Annotated in this window: 17 protein-coding genes; 12 read left to right on the top strand and 5 right to left on the bottom strand. The window is 69.5% G+C overall.

Annotated features, from left to right (window positions below):
• Nucleotides 1-9: 9 nt before the first annotated feature.
• Together mlaE and RSO68_RS12925 are read right to left on the bottom strand one after the other, a co-directional pair.
• Entirely contained in the window at nucleotides 10-792 is a 783-nt protein-coding gene (gene mlaE, locus RSO68_RS12930) for a lipid asymmetry maintenance ABC transporter permease subunit MlaE (protein ID WP_315586867.1), read from the bottom strand.
• On the bottom strand, nucleotides 789-1,601 hold the full coding sequence (locus tag RSO68_RS12925; RefSeq protein WP_315586866.1) for an ABC transporter ATP-binding protein: 813 nt from the start codon (nucleotides 1,599-1,601) through the stop codon (nucleotides 789-791). The genes mlaE and RSO68_RS12925 overlap by 4 nt, the downstream gene beginning before the upstream one ends.
• 157 nt (nucleotides 1,602-1,758) lie before the next feature.
• Here RSO68_RS12925 and RSO68_RS12920 point away from each other — a divergent pair, with 157 nt between their 5' ends.
• From RSO68_RS12920 to RSO68_RS12870, 11 genes are all read left to right on the top strand, one after another.
• A complete protein-coding gene (locus RSO68_RS12920; RefSeq protein ID WP_315586865.1) occupies nucleotides 1,759-2,709 on the top strand; it encodes a calcium/sodium antiporter in 951 nt (316 codons plus the stop codon).
• Nucleotides 2,710-2,749: 40 nt separating this feature from the next.
• Nucleotides 2,750-3,745: a KpsF/GutQ family sugar-phosphate isomerase gene (locus RSO68_RS12915; RefSeq protein WP_089846053.1), complete on the top strand. Its 996-nt coding sequence runs from the start codon at nucleotides 2,750-2,752 to the stop codon at nucleotides 3,743-3,745.
• A 45-nt stretch (nucleotides 3,746-3,790) separates the two neighbouring features.
• On the top strand, nucleotides 3,791-4,363 hold the full coding sequence (locus tag RSO68_RS12910) for a KdsC family phosphatase (RefSeq protein ID WP_315586864.1): 573 nt from the start codon (nucleotides 3,791-3,793) through the stop codon (nucleotides 4,361-4,363).
• A 3-nt stretch (nucleotides 4,364-4,366) separates the two neighbouring features.
• Nucleotides 4,367-4,951: an LPS export ABC transporter periplasmic protein LptC gene (gene lptC / locus RSO68_RS12905; RefSeq protein WP_315586863.1), complete on the top strand. Its 585-nt coding sequence runs from the start codon at nucleotides 4,367-4,369 to the stop codon at nucleotides 4,949-4,951.
• Nucleotides 4,951-5,478 carry a lipopolysaccharide transport periplasmic protein LptA gene (gene lptA / locus RSO68_RS12900; RefSeq protein ID WP_390882411.1) on the top strand — a complete coding sequence of 176 codons (528 nt, stop codon included), beginning with the start codon at nucleotides 4,951-4,953 and terminating at the stop codon, nucleotides 5,476-5,478. The genes lptC and lptA overlap by 1 nt, the downstream gene beginning before the upstream one ends.
• The gene (lptB, locus tag RSO68_RS12895) at nucleotides 5,478-6,203 is read left to right on the top strand and encodes an LPS export ABC transporter ATP-binding protein (RefSeq protein ID WP_315586861.1); all 726 of its coding nucleotides are present in this window, start codon (nucleotides 5,478-5,480) and stop codon (nucleotides 6,201-6,203) included. The genes lptA and lptB overlap by 1 nt, the downstream gene beginning before the upstream one ends.
• A 140-nt stretch (nucleotides 6,204-6,343) precedes the next feature.
• Nucleotides 6,344-7,762, top strand: coding sequence for an RNA polymerase factor sigma-54 (locus RSO68_RS12890; RefSeq protein WP_315586860.1), 1,419 nt, complete (start codon nucleotides 6,344-6,346; stop codon nucleotides 7,760-7,762).
• A 169-nt stretch (nucleotides 7,763-7,931) separates the two neighbouring features.
• Entirely contained in the window at nucleotides 7,932-8,240 is a 309-nt protein-coding gene (gene hpf / locus RSO68_RS12885) for a ribosome hibernation-promoting factor, HPF/YfiA family (protein ID WP_089846043.1), read from the top strand.
• A gap of 7 nt (nucleotides 8,241-8,247) precedes the next feature.
• Entirely contained in the window at nucleotides 8,248-8,733 is a 486-nt protein-coding gene (ptsN, locus tag RSO68_RS12880; RefSeq protein ID WP_089846042.1) for a PTS IIA-like nitrogen regulatory protein PtsN, read from the top strand.
• 46 nt (nucleotides 8,734-8,779) lie between these two features.
• Complete coding sequence (gene rapZ, locus RSO68_RS12875) at nucleotides 8,780-9,700, top strand: RNase adapter RapZ (protein ID WP_315586858.1); 921 nt, start codon at nucleotides 8,780-8,782, stop codon at nucleotides 9,698-9,700.
• Nucleotides 9,701-9,703: 3 nt separating this feature from the next.
• Nucleotides 9,704-9,973 carry an HPr family phosphocarrier protein gene (locus RSO68_RS12870; RefSeq protein WP_089846038.1) on the top strand — a complete coding sequence of 90 codons (270 nt, stop codon included), beginning with the start codon at nucleotides 9,704-9,706 and terminating at the stop codon, nucleotides 9,971-9,973.
• A 130-nt stretch (nucleotides 9,974-10,103) separates the two neighbouring features.
• Here RSO68_RS12870 and pmbA read toward each other — a convergent pair whose 3' ends face one another.
• Nucleotides 10,104-11,444, bottom strand: a complete 1,341-nt coding sequence (gene pmbA, locus RSO68_RS12865) for a metalloprotease PmbA (protein ID WP_315586856.1) — start codon at nucleotides 11,442-11,444, stop codon at nucleotides 10,104-10,106.
• A 116-nt stretch (nucleotides 11,445-11,560) separates the two neighbouring features.
• Between pmbA and yjgA the strand changes: the two genes are divergently transcribed.
• On the top strand, nucleotides 11,561-12,067 hold the full coding sequence (gene yjgA / locus RSO68_RS12860; RefSeq protein ID WP_089846034.1) for a ribosome biogenesis factor YjgA: 507 nt from the start codon (nucleotides 11,561-11,563) through the stop codon (nucleotides 12,065-12,067).
• 150 nt (nucleotides 12,068-12,217) lie between these two features.
• Here the strand turns inward: yjgA and tldD are convergent, their stop codons facing one another.
• Entirely contained in the window at nucleotides 12,218-13,672 is a 1,455-nt protein-coding gene (tldD, locus tag RSO68_RS12855; RefSeq protein WP_315586855.1) for a metalloprotease TldD, read from the bottom strand.
• Nucleotides 13,669-17,514, bottom strand: a complete 3,846-nt coding sequence (locus RSO68_RS12850) for a YhdP family phospholipid transporter (RefSeq protein ID WP_315586854.1) — start codon at nucleotides 17,512-17,514, stop codon at nucleotides 13,669-13,671. Before RSO68_RS12850 ends, tldD begins: the two co-directional genes overlap by 4 nt.
• Between the last annotated feature and the right edge of the window lie 2 nt (nucleotides 17,515-17,516).

Raw genomic sequence — 17,516 nt, 5'->3', positions numbered from 1 at the left:
CTCCGAACATCAGGAAAGCTCTCCGAACATCAGGGCGGTGAGCAGGAAATCCAGGCCCAGAACCGCCAGAGAGGAATAGACCACCGTGCGGGTGGTGGCACGCGAAATGCCTTCCGAGGTGGGAATCAGGTCGTAGCCCTGAAAGACCGCGATCCAGGTCACCACCAGGGCGAACACCAGGCTCTTGATCAGGCCGTTGCCAACGTCCTCGAAGAACGCGACGCTGGCCTGCATGTTGCCCCAGTAGGAACCCTCGAACACTCCAAGCCACTCGACACCGACCAGCTGACCGCCCCAGACCCCTACCGCGCTGAAGCCGATGGTCAGCAATGGCAGAGCCACGAAGCCGGCCCACAGCCGCGGCGCGATCACGCGACGCAGCGGGTCGACGCCAATCATCTCCATGCTGGTCAGCTGCTCGGTGGCCTTCATCAGGCCGATCTCGGCGGTCAGGGCCGAGCCGGCTCGCCCGGCGAAGAGCAGGGCCGCCACCACCGGGCCCAGCTCGCGCAACAGCGACAGCGCCACCATCTGCCCCAGCGCCTGTTCGGCGCCGAAGTCGACGAGGATGGTATAACCCTGCAGGGCCAGCACCATGCCGATGAACAGCCCCGAGACCAGCACGATGGCCAGCGACATCACGCCGACGAAGTGCATCTGGCTCACCCAAAGGCGTAAGCCCTCGCGGCTAGGTACGCCCACCGCGGACTGGCCGAGGAAGATCCCGGCCCGCCCCAGGGACTCCATGACGTCGCAGCCGCGTCGCCCCAGGCGGCGAATTCGATCGATCATTGCGGCCCCCCGCTGCCCAGGATATCGGCGTGAAAGTCCATCGCCGGATAGTGGAACGGCACCGGCCCGTCCGGCTCGCCATGCATGAACTGGCTGACCCGCGGGTCGCGGTCTGCATCGAGGCTCGCCGGCGTGCCGTGGGCCATCACCTGGCCGTCGGAGATCACGTAGACGTAGTCGGCAATGCTTAACGTCTCCTTGATGTCGTGGGAGACCACGACGGCCGTCAGCCCCAGCGCCTCATTCAGGCGCTTGATCAGCTGCACGAGCACGCCCATGGAGATAGGGTCCTGCCCCGCGAAGGGCTCGTCGTAGAGGATCAGCTCCGGGTCCAGGGCGATCGCGCGGGCCAGCGCCACGCGCCGCGCCATGCCGCCGGAGAGCTCCGATGGCATCAGCCCGCGGGCGCCACGCAGCCCTACCGCCTGAAGCTTCATCAGCACCAGATCGCGGATCATCGCCTCGGGCAGATCGGTGTGCACTCGCAGCGGAAAGGCGACGTTCTCGTAGACATCCAGGTCGGAGAACAGTGCCCCGCTCTGAAAGAGCATGCCCATCCGCTTGCGCAGGCCGAACAGGTCCCGGCGTGACAGCGCATGGACATCCTGACCATCGATGCACACACGACCGGCATCGGGGGTGAGCTGGCCGCCGATCATCTTGAGCAGGGTGGTCTTGCCGGTACCACTGGGGCCCATGATGGCGGTGATCCGTCCACGCGGGATGGTCAGCTCGACGCCGCGGAAGATCTCCTTCTCACCACGGGAGAAGTGCAGGCCCTCCACTTCGACGAAGGTGGAGTCCGTCATTGCATCAGCTTCCTTCGCAAAATCAGCGTCCTTCGCAAAATTGTCGAACATCGTATCCTAACCATGCCCTGGCGCGCCAGCGCCCCGAGGGAGCCCTTGCACCGCCGGGGCCCGCCATGTTCAATGTGCGCCCTTCATTCCCCGCTCGGATCTCGCCATGCTGGTTCCCCTGCTGATCGTGTCGCTCGGTTTCATCGGCCTGCTGTGGAGTGCCGACCGCTTCGTCGGAGCCGCCGCCGCTACCGCCTGGCGAGCCGGCATGAGCACCCTGCTGGTGGGCATGACCGTCGTCTCGCTGGGCACCTCGGCCCCGGAGATCGTGGTCTCGGTGATGGCCTCCCTGGACGGCGTGCCGGACCTGGCCGTCGGCAACGCGCTGGGGTCCAACATCGCCAATATCGCCCTGGTGCTCGGCGTGACCGCCCTGGTGGTGCCGATTCCGGTGCGTTTCTCCATCGTGCGTCGCGAACTGCCGTTGCTACTCGGCGCCACGGGTCTGGCAGGCTACGCGCTGGCCAACGGCCACCTCGACCGCCTCGACGGGGCGCTGCTGCTGGTGCTGCTGGTGTTCAGCCTGTGGTGGCTGTTTCGCGCCGACACCCCGGATGAAGAGGTCGCGGGCGAGATTCCCGGTATGCCACTGGGCCAGGCCCTGGCCTGGCTGATCGGCACCCTGGTGATCATGGTGGCCAGCTCTCGGGCGCTGGTGTGGGGCGCCAGCGAACTGGCCCGCGGGCTCGGGATCAGCGAGCTCACCATTGGCCTGACCGTGGTGGCCATCGGCACCAGCCTGCCAGAGCTCGCCGCCTGCGTCGCCAGCGCGCTGAAGCGCCACCACGACCTGGCCATCGGCAACGTCATCGGCTCCAACCTCTTCAACATGCTGACCGTGCTGCCCGTGCCCGCCCTGCTGGCGCCGGGTGCCACCGACCCCGCCGCGGCCGCCCGCGACTATCCGGTAATGCTGCTGCTGACCCTGGCGCTGGGCGCGCTGCTGCTGTGGAATCGGCGCGGCCGGCTGGGACGGCTGCCCGGGGCCCTGCTGCTGCTCTGTTACCTCGCCTATCTGACCTGGCTGGGAAGCGCAGGCCTTTCCCCCGCGGCCTGACCCCTTGAGTGAAACCTCACAACGGGCAACAATCACTGCCATGACCAACGACACACCCTCCGCGGCCGGCACCTCCCTCCTGCGCGACAGTGCCCGCCGCACCCTGGAACTGGAACAGCAGGCCGTGGCGGCCCTGGCCGAACGCCTCGACGACGCCTTCGACCAGGCCTGCCGGCTGATACTCGCCTGCCGCGGCCGCGTGGTGGTCACCGGCATGGGCAAGTCGGGCCATATCGCCGGCAAGATCGCCGCCACGCTAGCGAGTACCGGCACGCCGGCCTTCTTCGTGCATCCCGGCGAGGCCAGCCACGGCGACCTGGGCATGATCACCCGCGGCGACGTGGTGCTGGCGCTCTCCAACTCCGGCGAGACCGCCGAGGTCACCGCCCTGCTGCCTCTACTCAAGCGCATGGGCACGCCGCTGATCAGCATGACCGGTCGCCCCGACTCGACCCTTGGACGCCACGCCGACGCTCATCTGGACGCCGGCGTCGAACGCGAGGCCTGCCCGCTGGACCTGGCGCCGACCTCGTCGACCACCGCCGCCCTCGCGCTGGGCGATGCCCTGGCCGTGGCGCTGCTCGAGTCACGCGGCTTCACCGCCGAGGACTTCGCCCTCTCCCACCCCGGCGGCAGCCTCGGCAAGCGCCTGCTGCTGCGGGTCGCCGACCTGATGCACCAGGGCCACCGGCTGCCCGCGGTGCCGCTGGGCAGCCCGCTGCGTGACGCCCTGCTGGAGATCACCCGCCAGGGCCTGGGCTTCACCTGCGTGGTCGGCGAGGATGGCCGCCTGGCCGGGGTCTACACCGACGGCGACCTGCGCCGCACCCTCGATCAGCACAGCGACCTCTCAGGGCTCACCGTCGATGACGTCATGACCCGCCCCGGCAAGCGCATCGCCCCCGACACCCTGGCCGCCGAAGCGGTGCGCCTGATGGAGGACGGGCGCATCTCGGCGCTGGCCGTGGTCGACGCCGACGGCCGCCCGATCGGCGCCCTGCACATGCACGACCTGCTCGCCAGCGGCGTCATCTGATCCCTTGCGACCATCCGCTACCGCCGACCCTCGACCGGAGACACCATGAGCCTCGTCCCTACCCAGCCACACCGCCCCCTCAACGACGGCCAGCTGGTCGACCGCCTGCGCCATGTCCGCCTGCTGGCCATGGACGTGGACGGCGTGCTCACCGACGGGCGTCTGTACTTCCAGGCCGATGGCGTCGAGATCAAGGCCTTCCATACCCTCGACGGCCACGGCATCAAGCTCGTGCAGCGCGCCGGGATCGTGGTGGCCCTGATCACCGGACGCGACTCGCCGATGGTCAGCCGCCGCGCCGCCGCGCTGGGCATCCAGCACGTCTTCCAGGGCGCCGAGAAGAAGCTCAACGTGCTGCGCGAGCTGTGCGCCCACCTGGAGCTGGAACTCGAGCAGGTCGCCTACTGCGGTGACGACATGCCCGACATGGCCGCCATTCGCCGTGCCGGGGTCGGCATCAGCGTGCCCGGCGCGCCGACCTACATCCGCGACCAGGCCGACTGGGTCACCGAGGCCGAGGGCGGCCACGGCGCGGTGCGCGAGATCTGCGACACCCTGCTGCAGGCCCAGGGGCACTGGGACGCCGTGCTCGATACCTACCTCCACGGCGTGCGCTGAACCATGGGCCTACCGCGCCCCGGCTTTCGCACCGGGCTTCTGCTGCTGCTGCTCGCCCTGGGCGGCGGGCTGGCGCTGCTCGACCTGCAGGACGCACCGGCTCCCGGCCCGGTACCGGGAGACGTCTCCGGCGAGCCCGACTACTATCTCAAGGACGCCCGGCTGACGCGCTTCGATGCCACGGGCGAGCCTCACCAGCGCCTGGACACGCCGCGCCTGACCCATACCCCCCACGACGACGTCACCCGCCTCGAGCAACCCGACGCGCGCCTGATCGACGCCGCGGGCCGGGTCTGGCTGGCCAATGGCGACCACGGCACCCTGGGGGCGGGAGGCAACCCGCTGACCCTGACCGGTGACGCGCGCCTGCTGGCCCCGGCGGAGCGCTGGCAGCTGGACACCGAGATCCTGCACTTCGACGCCGACAGCGGCCATGCCTGGAGCGAGACCCCGGCGATGCTGCGCCAGCCCCCCCAGCGGATGCGCGGCGAACGCTTCGACGCCTGGATCCATGACAACCGCGCGCGACTGACCGACAATGTGCGCGGACACCATCCGCCCGACACCCGCGAGGATCCCGAGTCATGATGCGAACTCTCTTCGCCCCCCTGCTGACCTTCGGCGTCATTGGCCTGCTGCTCGGCAGCGCTCCGGCCCTGGCCCTGGAGGGTGATGCCAGCGCCCCGATCCAGGTCGAGGCCGACCGCCTCGACCTCGACGACCGCGCGGGCACCGCCGTCTACACTGGCGACGTGGAGATCCAGCAGGGCAGCATGCAGCTGACCGGCGCACGGGTGGAGATCCGCCGCAACGACCAGGGCCAGCTCACCCTCGCCACCGCCACCGGCGAGCGCGCCTACATCGAGCAGCAGCCCGCCCCGGATGAGCCCATGGTGCGCGGCTGGGGGCGTACCGTCGTCTATCATGTCGCCGAGCGGCGCATCGAATTGATCGACCGCGCCGAGCTTCACCAGGGCGGCGACACCTTCGACGGCGGCTACCTCGAATACTTCCTCGATCGCCGCGTCGTCCAGGCGCGCTCCGACGCGCAGGGCGTCGAGGAGCGCCAGCGGGTGCGGATGACCCTCGAACCCGAACAGCAGGACGGTCCGTGATGAAGACCCTGAGGGCCGAACACCTGGCCAAGAGCTACAAGCGGCGCCGGGTGGTGCAGGACATCAGCCTCTCCATCGAGCAGGGCCGGATCGTCGGCCTGCTCGGCCCCAACGGGGCCGGCAAGACCACCTCCTTCTACATGATCGTCGGCCTGGTGCGCGCCGATGCCGGCACGGTACATATCGATGAGCGGGACCTGTCGACGGCGGCCATGCACGAACGTGCCCGAGCCGGCATCGGCTACCTGCCCCAGGAAGCCTCGATCTTTCGCAAGCTGTCGGTCGCCGACAACATCATGGCGATCCTCGAGACCCGCCGCGACCTCGACCGACGTGGTCGCGAGCGCCGGCTCGAGGAGCTGCTCGAGGACTTCCACGTGACCCACATCCGCGACAACCTCGGCATGAGCCTCTCCGGGGGGGAGCGGCGGCGGGTCGAGATCGCCCGGGCGCTGGCCACCGAGCCTGCTTTCATCCTGCTCGACGAGCCCTTCGCCGGGGTCGACCCGATCTCGGTAGGCGAGATCAAGGGCATCATCCGCCAGCTCAAGGCCCGCGACATCGGCGTGCTGATCACCGACCACAACGTCCGCGAGACCCTTGATATCTGTGACACAGCGTACATCGTCGGCGACGGCCAGATCATCGCCGAGGGAGATGCCGAGGCGATACTGGCCAATCAGCGCGTCCGCGACGTCTACCTGGGCCAGGATTTCCGCCTCTGACCGCCGCCGCCTGAAAACCATCATGATTCACCAGCGACATCATGCCCGAGAATGGCACGATTGTTGCTAATTCTCCGGTTGCACCCCCCGCGCCCAGCGGCTAGGGTGGAATTTTTAGGCACGTCGAGGGAACTCCTCTCATGGCCATGAAGGCTTCCCTGCAGCTTCGCGTCGGCACTCAACTGACCATGACGCCCCAGCTGCAGCAGGCCATCGCCCTGCTGCAGCTCTCGACCCTGGACCTGCGCCAGGAGATCCAGCAGGCGCTGGAATCCAATCCTCTGCTGGACGTGGAGGAGGAATTCGGCGAACAGGCGGCGAGCGAGACGCCCGACGACGACTGGGCCAGCGAGATTCCCGCCGAACTCACCACCGACAGCGACTGGTCCGATACCTACCAGGATCTGGGCAGCTCGCCCGCCGGCGGCGAAGCCCCCGACTTCGAGCGCCAGTCCGCGGGTCAGAGCCTCCAGGGTCACCTGACCTGGCAGCTGGCGATGATCGACCTCGACGAGCGCCAGCGGCACATCGCCGAGAGCCTGATCGACGCCGTCAACGGCGACGGCTACCTCACCCAGCCCCTGGAGGAGATCCGCGACGGCCTCAAGGCCCAGGGCCTCGCGGGGCTCAGGAGCCGGGAGGTCGAGCAGGTGCTGATGCGCCTCCAGCAGTTCGAGCCTACCGGCGTCTTCGCCCGCGACCTGCGCGAGTGCCTGCAGCTGCAGCTCGCTGTACTGCCCGACGACACCCCGCTGCTGCCCCAGGCGCGCCGCCTGGTGCGCCAGTTCCTCGAGGCGCTGGCCGGCGATGATCGCCGCCTGCTCAAACGCCGCCTCGGCCTCGACGACGAGGCCCTCGACACGGCCATCGGCTTGGTGCGCTCGCTGGATCCGCGCCCCGCCAGTGCCTTCGGCGAGGGCGACAGCGACTACGTGATTCCCGATCTCGTCGCCCGCCATACCCGCGAAGGGTGGCAGGTGGAGCTCAATCCCGAGGCCATGCCACGCCTGCGCATCCAGCCGGACTACGCCGCGCTGATTCGTCGCGCCGACAAGAGCGCGGACAACCAGTTTCTCAAGGATCACCTGCAGGAGGCGCGCTGGCTGATCAAGAGCCTTTCCAGCCGCAACGACACTCTGCTGCGGGTGGGTCGCGAGATCATGGTGCGCCAGCTCGACTTCCTGGAGCGCGGTGAGGAGGCCATGAAGCCGCTGATCCTGGCCGATATCGCCCAGGTCGTGGAGATGCACGAATCGACCATCTCACGGGTCACCACCCAGAAATTCATCCACACCCCGCGCGGTATGTTCGAGCTCAAGTACTTCTTCTCCAGCCAGGTGGGCGGTGGCAGCGGCGAAGGCGATGCCCACTCCAGCACCGCCATTCGCGCCCGGATCCGCAAGCTGATTCAGGACGAGCCCCCGCGCAAGCCGCTCTCGGACAGCCGGCTGGTCGCCCTGCTCGACGAGGCGGGCATTGCCGTGGCGCGACGCACGGTCGCGAAATATCGCGAGGGGATGGGCATCGCCTCCTCCAGCGAGCGCAAGCGCCTTCGTTGAACGCCACGCATGGCGTATCGACGCGCCCGGATGCCGGCGTCCGATGCGGGCGCAAGCGGTTGAATTGACGCCGTTCGAAGAGTGTCTTGCCACCCCCGGCCGAGGGGGTATGCAGGGCGCTAAAAAGGGTTACAATCGACTCACACCCCGTAAGAGCAAGGAGCGTGTCATGCAAGTCAACATCACCGGCCATCATGTGGAACTGACCGACGCACTGCGTGACTATGTGCAGGAAAAGCTGACCCGCGTCGAGCGTCATTACGACAACATCACCAACGTGCAGGTCACCCTCTCCGTGGAGAAGGAGCGCCAGCAGGCCGCCTGCACCCTGCATGCTGCCGGTGCCGACCTCCATGCCGAGGCCATGGAGAATGACATGTACGCCGCCATCGATGCGCTGGCCGACAAGCTCGACCGTCAGCTGGTCAAGCACAAGGAAAAGGCCCAGGCCCGCGCCCAGGGCGCCGGCGCGCGCTGATTCCGTCATGACACTGGACGCCATCCTGCCCCCCGAGCGCGCGCTCTTCGACGTGCCCGGGGGAAGCAAGAAGCGGGTGCTGGAGTTCTTCAGCACCTTCATCGCCCAGAACACGCCCAGCCTCGACAGCCAGGAGGTGTTCAGCCGCCTGATCGGGCGTGAACGGCTGGGCAGCACCGGTATCGGCAACGGGGTCGCCATCCCGCATGCCCGAAACCCGCACTGCAAGGCGCCCATCGCCGGCTTTCTGAAGCTGGCCGAACCGGTCGACTTCGATGCCATCGACGGGGAGCCAGTAGATCTGGTCTTCGTACTGCTGGTTCCCCAGGAGGCCGACGAGGCGCACCTCGCGCTGCTGGGACAGGTAGCTGGCGTGATGAACGACGCCGATACCCGCGGACGCCTGCGGCATAGCTCTAGCCAGCGCGAGCTTCATGAGCATCTCATGGAGGCGATACGGCAACAGGCCTCAGACGGCCGCCAGGACGGCTGACCCCCCTTGGGACACCGCCCGCCCCTTTCACGACCAGGAGACCCGCATGCAGCTCGTGATCATCAGTGGTCGGTCGGGTTCCGGCAAGTCGATCGCGCTGCAGGCGCTGGAAGACCTGGGCTACTACGCCATCGATAACCTGCCGGCCATGCTGCTCGGGCCGCTGGTCGACGAGCTCCAGCAGGGCCGCAGCGTGCGATCATCGATCGCCGTCAGCATCGATGCGCGCAATCTGCCCGACGCCCTCGCGCGCTTTCCCGAACTCCTCGACGACCTGCGCACCCGCGACCTCGAGTGCCAGGTAGTCTACCTGACCACCGATGCGCGCATCCTGCTGGAGCGCTACTCCCAGACCCGACGTCGCCATCCGCTGACCCGCGGCAGCGACATGACCCTGGCCGAGGCCATCGATACCGAGGAGCAGGCGCTCTCGGAGATTCGCGACCTTGCCGACCTGGTGATCGACACCTCGAGGCTCTCGGTACACGAGCTGCGTGGACGCATCACCGATCAGGTGGCGGGTCATCGCGCCGAGCAGATGACCCTGACCGTGGAATCCTTCGGCTTCAAACGCGGCGTGCCGCTGGATGCCGACATCGTGTTCGACGCGCGCTGCCTGCCCAATCCTTACTGGGACCCGGCCCTGCGCGATGCCACGGGACGCGACCCCAGCATCATCGCCTTCCTCGACGGCTACCCGGTCGTGGCCGAGATGCACGACGATATCCTCGCCTGGGTGGAACGCTGGCTGCCACGCTATCGCACCAGTCAGCGCAGCTACCTGACCGTAGCCGTCGGCTGCACCGGCGGCCAGCACCGCTCGGTCTACCTGGCCGAGCGGCTAGCCGCCCACCTGGCCGAGCGACACGCCGGCGTCAGGCTGCGTCATCGCGAGCTGGGCGTGCAGATCAGCCTGCCCGGCGAGCGGGCATCGATGAATATCGACGCACCGCAGGAAGGAGCCTGAGGCGTGCCGAGCCGCAAGCTGACCCTGACCAACCGACGCGGCCTGCATGCCCGCGCCGCCACCAAACTCGTACAGTGTTGCCAGCCCTTCGATGCGCACGTCACCGTGCACCGCGGCGGTCAGCAGGCCGATGCCGCCAACATCATGTCGCTGTTGATCCTTGCCGCGCCCTGCGGCACCGAACTCGAGGTGCACACCCAGGGCGAAGAGGCCGACGCGGCCCTCGACGCCATCTCCGCGCTCTTCGAGGCCCGCTTCGACGAGGACGCCTGAGAGACGCTGACAGCGAGTCGCCGGGCACTCGCAATTGGTCAGGCGAGCGCCTGCCGTGCTGGGGAATCGAGCGGATGTTGGATGTGAGGACCGCCCCAGCAGGGGCAGGCCCTCACGAGCGCTGCGAGGATCAGCCGCCGGCCACCATCATCTCGTCGATCAGCCAGCTGCCGGTGTGGATGCTGCCGCGAGTATCGGTATCGCTACCCACACCGACGAGGCCTTGGAACATCGTCTCGAGGTTGCCGGCGATGGTGAACTCCTCCACCGGGTGCTGAATCTTGCCGTCCTCGACCCAGAAGCCGGCCGCCCCGCGGGAGTAATCGCCGGTCACGCCGTTCACACCCTGCCCCATCAGCTCGGTGACCAGCACGCCGCGGCCCATCCGCTCGAGCAGCGCCTCGCGGCTCTCGAGCGGCGCGCTGATGCGCAGGTTGCGCGCGCCGCCGGCATTGCCGGTGGTCTGAAGACCCAGGCGACGCGCGCTGTAGGCCGAGAGCATGTAGCTTGCCAGGCGACCATCGCGGATAAAGACGTTGTCGCGAGTCTGCACGCCGTCGTTGTCGAACGGCGAGCTCGCCATGGCGCCGACCTCCATGGGGCGCTCGCCGAGGCTGAACCACTCCGGAAAGAGCGGATCGCCCAGGCGATCACAGAGGAACGAGGCCTCGCGGAACAGCGCCCCCCCGGCGATGGCACTCATCAGGTGGCCGACCAGGCCGCTGGCCAGGGTCGGATCGAAGAGCACGGGCATGCGCCCGGTGGCCGGGCGCCGGCCGCCGAGGCGGCTCAGGGTGTGCTGCGCGGCGCTCTCGCCCACCGCCTCGGCGGCAAGCAGGTCGCGGGGGTCGCGGGCGCTGGTGTAGTCATAGTCGCGCTGCATGCCATTCTCGTCTTCGGCGATCAGCAGGCAGGAGAGCGAGTGGCGGCTGCCGCGCTGACTGCCCAGGAAGCCGTGGCTGTTGGCGTAGACGCGCACCCCCTCGCCGCTGGAGAGGCTTGCCCCGTCGGAGCTCTTGATCCCCGTCACGCCGCGCCCGGCCGCTTCGCAGCGCAGGGCGAGCTCGGTGGCCTCGTCGATGGAGAGCGGCCAGGGGTGGTGGACATCGAGGTCGGGCAGCTCTGTCGCCATCAGCGCCGCCTCGGCCAGGCCCGAGGCCGGATCCTCGCCGGTATGGCGGGCGATGGCCAGCGCCTTCTCGACCACGGCGCGCACCGAGGCCTCGCCGGCATCGCTGGAGGAGGCGCTGCCCTTGCGTTGGCCCACATAGACGGTGACGGCGATCCCCTGATCCCGGGACAGCTCGACCGTTTCCACCTCGCCCTCGCGAACGCTGACGCCGACGCCCTGATCGACGCTGGCCCCCACCTCGCAGGCCTCGGCCCCGAGCTGGCGGGCCAGGTCCAGGGCCATCCGGGCGCGACTCTCCAGCAGGGCCTGCTGGGCGGCGGCATCGAAAGCCTGTGTCATGAACGTCTCTCCTTACTCGGCCGGCCTGTCGCCGGCCCTCAAGATGGTGCATTGTCCAGCCCCGTGCCGCAGGCTGATATACTGGCGCGATTCGACCCCGACGAAGTGGAACCGGCATGACCCAGGATGACCTCTCCCCGGCCGACGAGCGGCCCAGCAAGTCCCAGCTCAAGCGCGAGATGCAGTCCCTGCAGCAGCTCGGCGAGCAGATCATCGCCATGAGCGATGCCCAGCGCGCGCGTTTCCCCCTTTCCGACGACCTGCTGGCCGCCGTCGAGGAGACCGGGCGCATCAAGGCTCGCGAGGCCCGCCGTCGCCACATGCAGTACGTCGGCAAAGTGATGCGCGGCGAAGACCTCGACGCCATTCAGGCGGTGTTCGACGAGATCGAGAACGAGACGCTGCGCCGCGATCATGCCTTCCACCGCCTCGAGAAGTGGCGCGACCGGCTCATCGAGGAGGGCGACGACGCCGTCGAGGCCTTCGTGGTCGAATTTCCCGATGCCGAGCGCCAGGCCCTGCGCCAGCTGATCCGCAACGCTCGCCGCGAGCGCGATCAGGGCAAGCCGCCGACCAGCGCTCGCCGGCTGTTCAAGCTGATCCGCGACGGCGCCGGCCTCTGACGCTCCCCTCGCGGCATCTCCTCACGGCGAAGCCAGCGAGCGACGACGAGGCCAGGCAGCGGCGAACGAGCCAGCGGAGTTTAGCGACGCCTAAATGAGCATGGCGAGTTCGCCGCCAACGCCGTCTCGTCGAGCGCAGCGGCTTCCCTGTTACGACTGGGTGCCGCCCACGGTCAGCTCATCGAGCTTCAGCGTCGGCTGGCCGACGCCCACCGGCACGCCCTGCCCCTCCTTGCCGCAGACGCCGATGCCGGTGTCGAGTTCCATGTCGTGGCCGATCATCGAGACGCGCCCCATGGCCTCGGGGCCGTTGCCGATCAGGGTCGCACCCTTGACCGGCGCGGTGATCTTGCCGTCTTCGATCAGGTACGCCTCGCTCGCCGAGAAGACGAACTTGCCTGAGGTGATGTCCACCTGGCCGCCGCCGAAGCTCACCGCGTAGATGCCGCGGCTGACGCTCTTGAGGATGTCCGCGGGGTCGTCGCTGCCCGCGCGCATGTAGGTGTTGGTCATGCGCGGCATCGGCAGGTGGGCGAAGGATTCGCGGCGCGCGTTGCCGGTGGGCGCCATGCCCATCAGCCGCGCGTTCAGCTTGTCCTGCATGTAGCCGGTCAGGATGCCATCCTCGATCAGCGGCGTGCACTGACCCGGCGTCCCCTCGTCGTCGACCGACATCGAGCCGCGGCGATCGGCCAGGGTGGCATCGTCGACCACTGTGACGCCCTTGGAGGCAACCCGCTCGCCCATGCGCCCGGCGAAGGCCGAGCTGCCCTTGCGGTTGAAGTCGCCCTCCAGGCCGTGACCCACCGCCTCGTGGAGCAGGATGCCCGGCCAGCCCGGGCCCAGCACTACCGGCATCTGGCCGGCAGGGGCGTCGACGGCCTCCAGGTTGACCAGCGCCTGGCGCACGGCCTCCTTGGCATAGCGCTCGGCGACGTTGTCGTCACGCAGCCGAGACAAGGGGAAGCGTCCGCCGCCGCCGGCGCTGCCGCGCTCGCGACGCCCGTTCTTGACCGCGATCACGCTGACGTTGAAGCGCACCAGCGGTCGAATATCCGCCGCCAGAGTGCCGTCGCTGGCGCGCACCAGCACCACCTCATGGACACCACTGAGCGAGGCGCTGACCTGGACTACCGAGGGGTCCGCCGCTCGCGCCACCCGGTCGGCCAGCTTGAGCATGGCGATCTTGTCCTCGGCACTGAGCCCGGAGAGCGGATCGATCCCGGCATAGCGGGCCGCGGAGGTCATGGCCACGCCCGGGGCCACACGCTGGCGAGCGCCCGTGCGCACGATGCCGGCGGCGGTGCGCCCGGTCTCGGCCAGGGCGTCGGCGCTGATCTGGTTGGAGTAGGCGAAGCCGGTCTTCTCCCCGGCCAGGGCGCGCACGCCGACGCCGCCGTCGATGTTATAGCTGGCCTCCTTGACCTCGCCATCCTCCAGCACCCACCCCTCGTGCCAGCTGCGCTGGAAATAGAGATCCGCATAGTCGATGCCTTGGCCCATGGCATGACCGAGTCCGGCATCCAGGGCCGCCAGATCGAGGCCGCCCGGCGTCAGCAGCAGGTCAGAAGCATCGGCAAGCATGTCGTGAGTCTGTGATGTCATTCGGCACTTTCCAGAGCGATCCGCGGCGAGGTCCAGGGACCCTGCACGCGATAGTGGATTCGGGTCACGCGGTCGATGGCATCGCCGAACAGCTTATCGGCGATGAACAGGGCACCGCCCACCATCGGGGCGCCGGCCAGCACCGCCGCCAGCGGCAGGTTGTTGCTGACCGGAACAGTGACCGACAGACGCTGATCGAGTTCCCGGCGCGCCAGGTCGACGCTGCCGTTCAGGGTGAAATGGGTCGCCGGCCCCTCGATCTCCACCGGACCACGGGTTTCCAGTACCCCACCATACAGGGTGGCGGCACCGCTGACACGATCGAAGGCGGTCCCCCGGCCGGTGACGTCGGAGAAATCCAGGCGCAGGCGACGCAGTAGGTTGTCGACGTTGAGCAGTCCGACGACGCGCGCCGAGGGCGATTCCAGGTTGATGAAGCGCCCGTCGCGCATCGTGACCTCGAGGCTGCCCTGGGAGCGCGGCAGGGCGAATTGCCAGGGCGCACCGGGCCAGGCCAGCTGGCTATTCACTCGAGTCTCGGCGCTCTTTACGGCGACCGGCTGGTCGAGCGCCGCCAGGGCGCTGCCCAGGTCGCCGCCGTTCAGGTCGAGCCGGGCGCGAGTCAGGCTATCACCGGGCCCGCTCGCCTCCCAGATCAGCTGGCCGCGGGCCTCGATCTCGCCGAGCGCAAGCGAGAGGGGATCGATCACCAGGCGATCGCTCGTGGCGTGCCAACGACCGTCGAAGGAGCCGAGCCGCGCGCCTCGCCAGGCGAGGTCGGCGATGCGCAGGCGACCGTCCGGCAGCGCCGCCAGCCCCGCCGGCAGCGGCGCCGCCTCGACGGGCAGCGCCAGTTCCTTGAGCAGCTGGCCACCGTCGGTCGCCGGAGGCACCAGCGCGTCCAGCGAGAGGCGATCCAGCGCGATGTCCAGCGGCGCCGCCAGGCCGGGCCGATAGCTGAGGCGCCCACCGGCCAGGCTGCCGTCCACGGCGAGCCGCCAGCCGGCGGCGGCGGCGCTGCCCTCCAGGGACAGCGAGCCCAGGCAGCGCTCATCGACCTGCAGGCAGTCGGTCTCGAAGGTGAGCGCGGAGAGCGCGGTCGACGCGCCGCCGGCCGAGGAGGGCTCGGCCGCCGCCATCAGCGGCGTCAGGGCGCGCCCCCAGGGCGCCACGGCCAAGCGCGGCAGGTAGGCCGCCACCGCCCAGCCCGGCCGGCCGGCCCAGTCAGGTGCGGTCAGATGACCGAGCCACACCTGCCCTCGCCCTTGGCCGCCGCCGGCAGGGGCCCGCCAGCGCAGCCCCAGGCGATCGCCCAGGCGCCCCTCGAGCCGCCCTTGGGTCAGGTCGAAGGTCAGCCGCAGGGGCCGGCGGGCCTCGCGGCTCTTGCCTAGCGGCGCCGGCAGGTCGATGGCAAGCCCTTCCAGGCGGCTGTCGAGTCGCAGCGAGGCGCCCGCCTCTCCGATCGACAGGCGACCCTGCCAGGGCAGCCGACCGGCGATCAGGGTCTCGAGGGCCGGCACGCCGCTCCAGGCGGCGAGGGCCGGCGCCTCGGCCGTGCCGGAGAGATCGAGCCCGCCGGCTCGGGTATCGATCTCGGCCACCACCGGGCCGCCGAGCAGGCGAGCGCTCACTCGCCCTTCGAGGCCCCCCTGCTCGCCGCGCTGGCGCCAGGCGAGCGGCCCCTCGATGCGCTCGAAGGCAAGCCGCAGGGGCTCATGGACCAGGCGCGAGAAATCCGCCTCGGTCTCGATATCCAGCGCCAGGGACTCGGGCGCGTCGAGGTTCATGGCCAGGTCCAGGCTACCGGCCGCCCGGCCCTCGGCCCGCCAATCCGCCAGCGCCTGCATGCCCTCGACGGGAAGCGCCAGAAGATAGCGACGCAGGGCCGTCGCCGAGGTCGCAAGCTTAGCCGTGACCGCCAGCCGCTCACCCTCGAGCGTCACCTCCCCCGCCGTGGCCTCGACCCCGAGGCTCTCGGCCGCCTCGACGCGTGCCGTCAGCGTCTCGTCGATCATCGACAGCCGCCCGTTTATCCCCTCGAGGACCGGCCAGCCGGGCGCGATGGGCAGGCGCCCCTCGACGACCTCGAGATCGAGCTGCAGGGTGGGGTCGATCGACTGCCCCTCGGGAGCCACCGGCACATGCAGGCGCAGCGCGCCCTCGGGCACGCGTCCGGCGGCGCCATCGGCCAGCCAGCCGGTCAACGCCGGGGGGAGAATGCCCACCGGCAGCCAGTCGGTGAGCGGCGTGTCGACCGCGTCCACGTCCGCGAAGTCGAGCTGCAGCCCGAAGCCACCGCGCCGCTCGCCGCCGATCGAGAGCCCGAAGCCGCCCTCGATCCGCGCCCCGTTCCACTCCACCTCGAGGTCCCGACCACTGACGAAGCTGCGCGGGCCGTCGTAGGCCCAGTCGATCACGCCGCTGGCGCGGGAGAGCGCCATCGGCGCGCCGAACACCTCTGGGAAGTGCAGCCGAGCATCGCGGCCGGTAAACTCGACGTGGCCCGACAGGTCCTCGGACTCCACCCAGACGTCCAGCGGCCCGCCGCCGGGCGCCTGCTCCCAGGGCGACACGGCCACCTCGGTGGCCGCCGCCCGGGCTCGCCAGTGGCCGTCCTCGCGACCCAGCGCCAGCCCAGTGACACGCCCTTGGGGGTCGAGGCTTTCGATTACTCGCACCAGCGCCTCGGGCAGCGGCAGCCGGTCGCGCCAGGCGGCGAGTGCGCCCAGATCGAACTCGCTGGTGGTGAGCCACCAGCCGTCGTCGCGGCTTCGCATCTGCCAGTAGCGCGGCAACGCCGGCCCGGCGTCATCACGCTGCCCTTCGGGGCGGGACCAGTCGGCGCTCTGCGCCTCGGTCTCGATCCACGCCTGCCATCCCGACTCCTCGCGCAGCCACTGGGCGCTCGCGGCCGCCTGCTTGAGCACGATGGCCTGGGTCGCTTCCTCGGCGCTCGAGCCCCGCTGCCCCAAGGCCAGCAGGGGCGCCGCCAGGTCGACGCGCAGATCGGCCAGGGCGCCCCGATGCCAGCGCCCCCAGAGCCGTGCATCGCCGCTGACGGTCTCCAGGCGCAGAGCGCTGCCGTAGCCCAGCACCTCGGAGAGCGCCACCAGGCTCTGAAGGCGCATGTCGGCCTGCAGCGCCGCGCTGAAGTCGCCGAGCCCCGACGGCCCGGGCTGAAGCTCCATCACCGCCCGGATGGCATGCGCCTCCTGACCCTCGACGAACACCTCCCCTTCGAGGTGGGTGCGACGCTCGTCGCCGGTCATCACAAGGCGCGGCGCCTTCAGCACCGCGCGCTGCTTGCGGCCGTGCAGCACCAGGCTGACGTCTTCCACCCAAGCGCTCTGGCGCAGCAGCATGCCGACCCAGAAGTCGAGGCGATCGAGATCGAAGGTGCGCTCGGGGATCAATTCGGGGGGCAGCTGCGCGGGATTTGGCCACTGCCAGCGCCCGGCCTGATCCTGGTAGAGGTGCACGGTGACGCCCTGCAGCCGCGCCGCGGCCACCCGCGGCAGGCCGGCGGCGAGGCTGGCGCTGCTGTCCAGGCGCAGCCTGGCCCGCTCCACCTGGAGCAGCGGAGCGTGGCCGAGCCCCTCACGGGAACGGATGGTCAGGCCCTCGACCTCGAGGAAGGGATCCAGCTGGGCGAGGCCCGCCGTCACGTCGTCCAGCGCCACCACCGCATTAAAGCGCGTCGAGAGCAGCCGCTCCAGGGGCGCGGTCTGCTCGTCCAGCAGCAACGGCAGCAACCGCAGCACCACGACCAACACCGCCAGCAGCGCCAGCGGCACCGCCATCAGGGTCAACAACCAGCGAAGGATCAGGCGCGTCACGGACATGG

This window comes from Halomonas saccharevitans, from assembly GCF_032333995.1.
In the GTDB taxonomy this organism is placed as follows: Bacteria; Pseudomonadota; Gammaproteobacteria; order Pseudomonadales; family Halomonadaceae; genus Halomonas; species Halomonas saccharevitans.
This window is presented reverse-complemented; position numbering and strand designations above follow the sequence as displayed.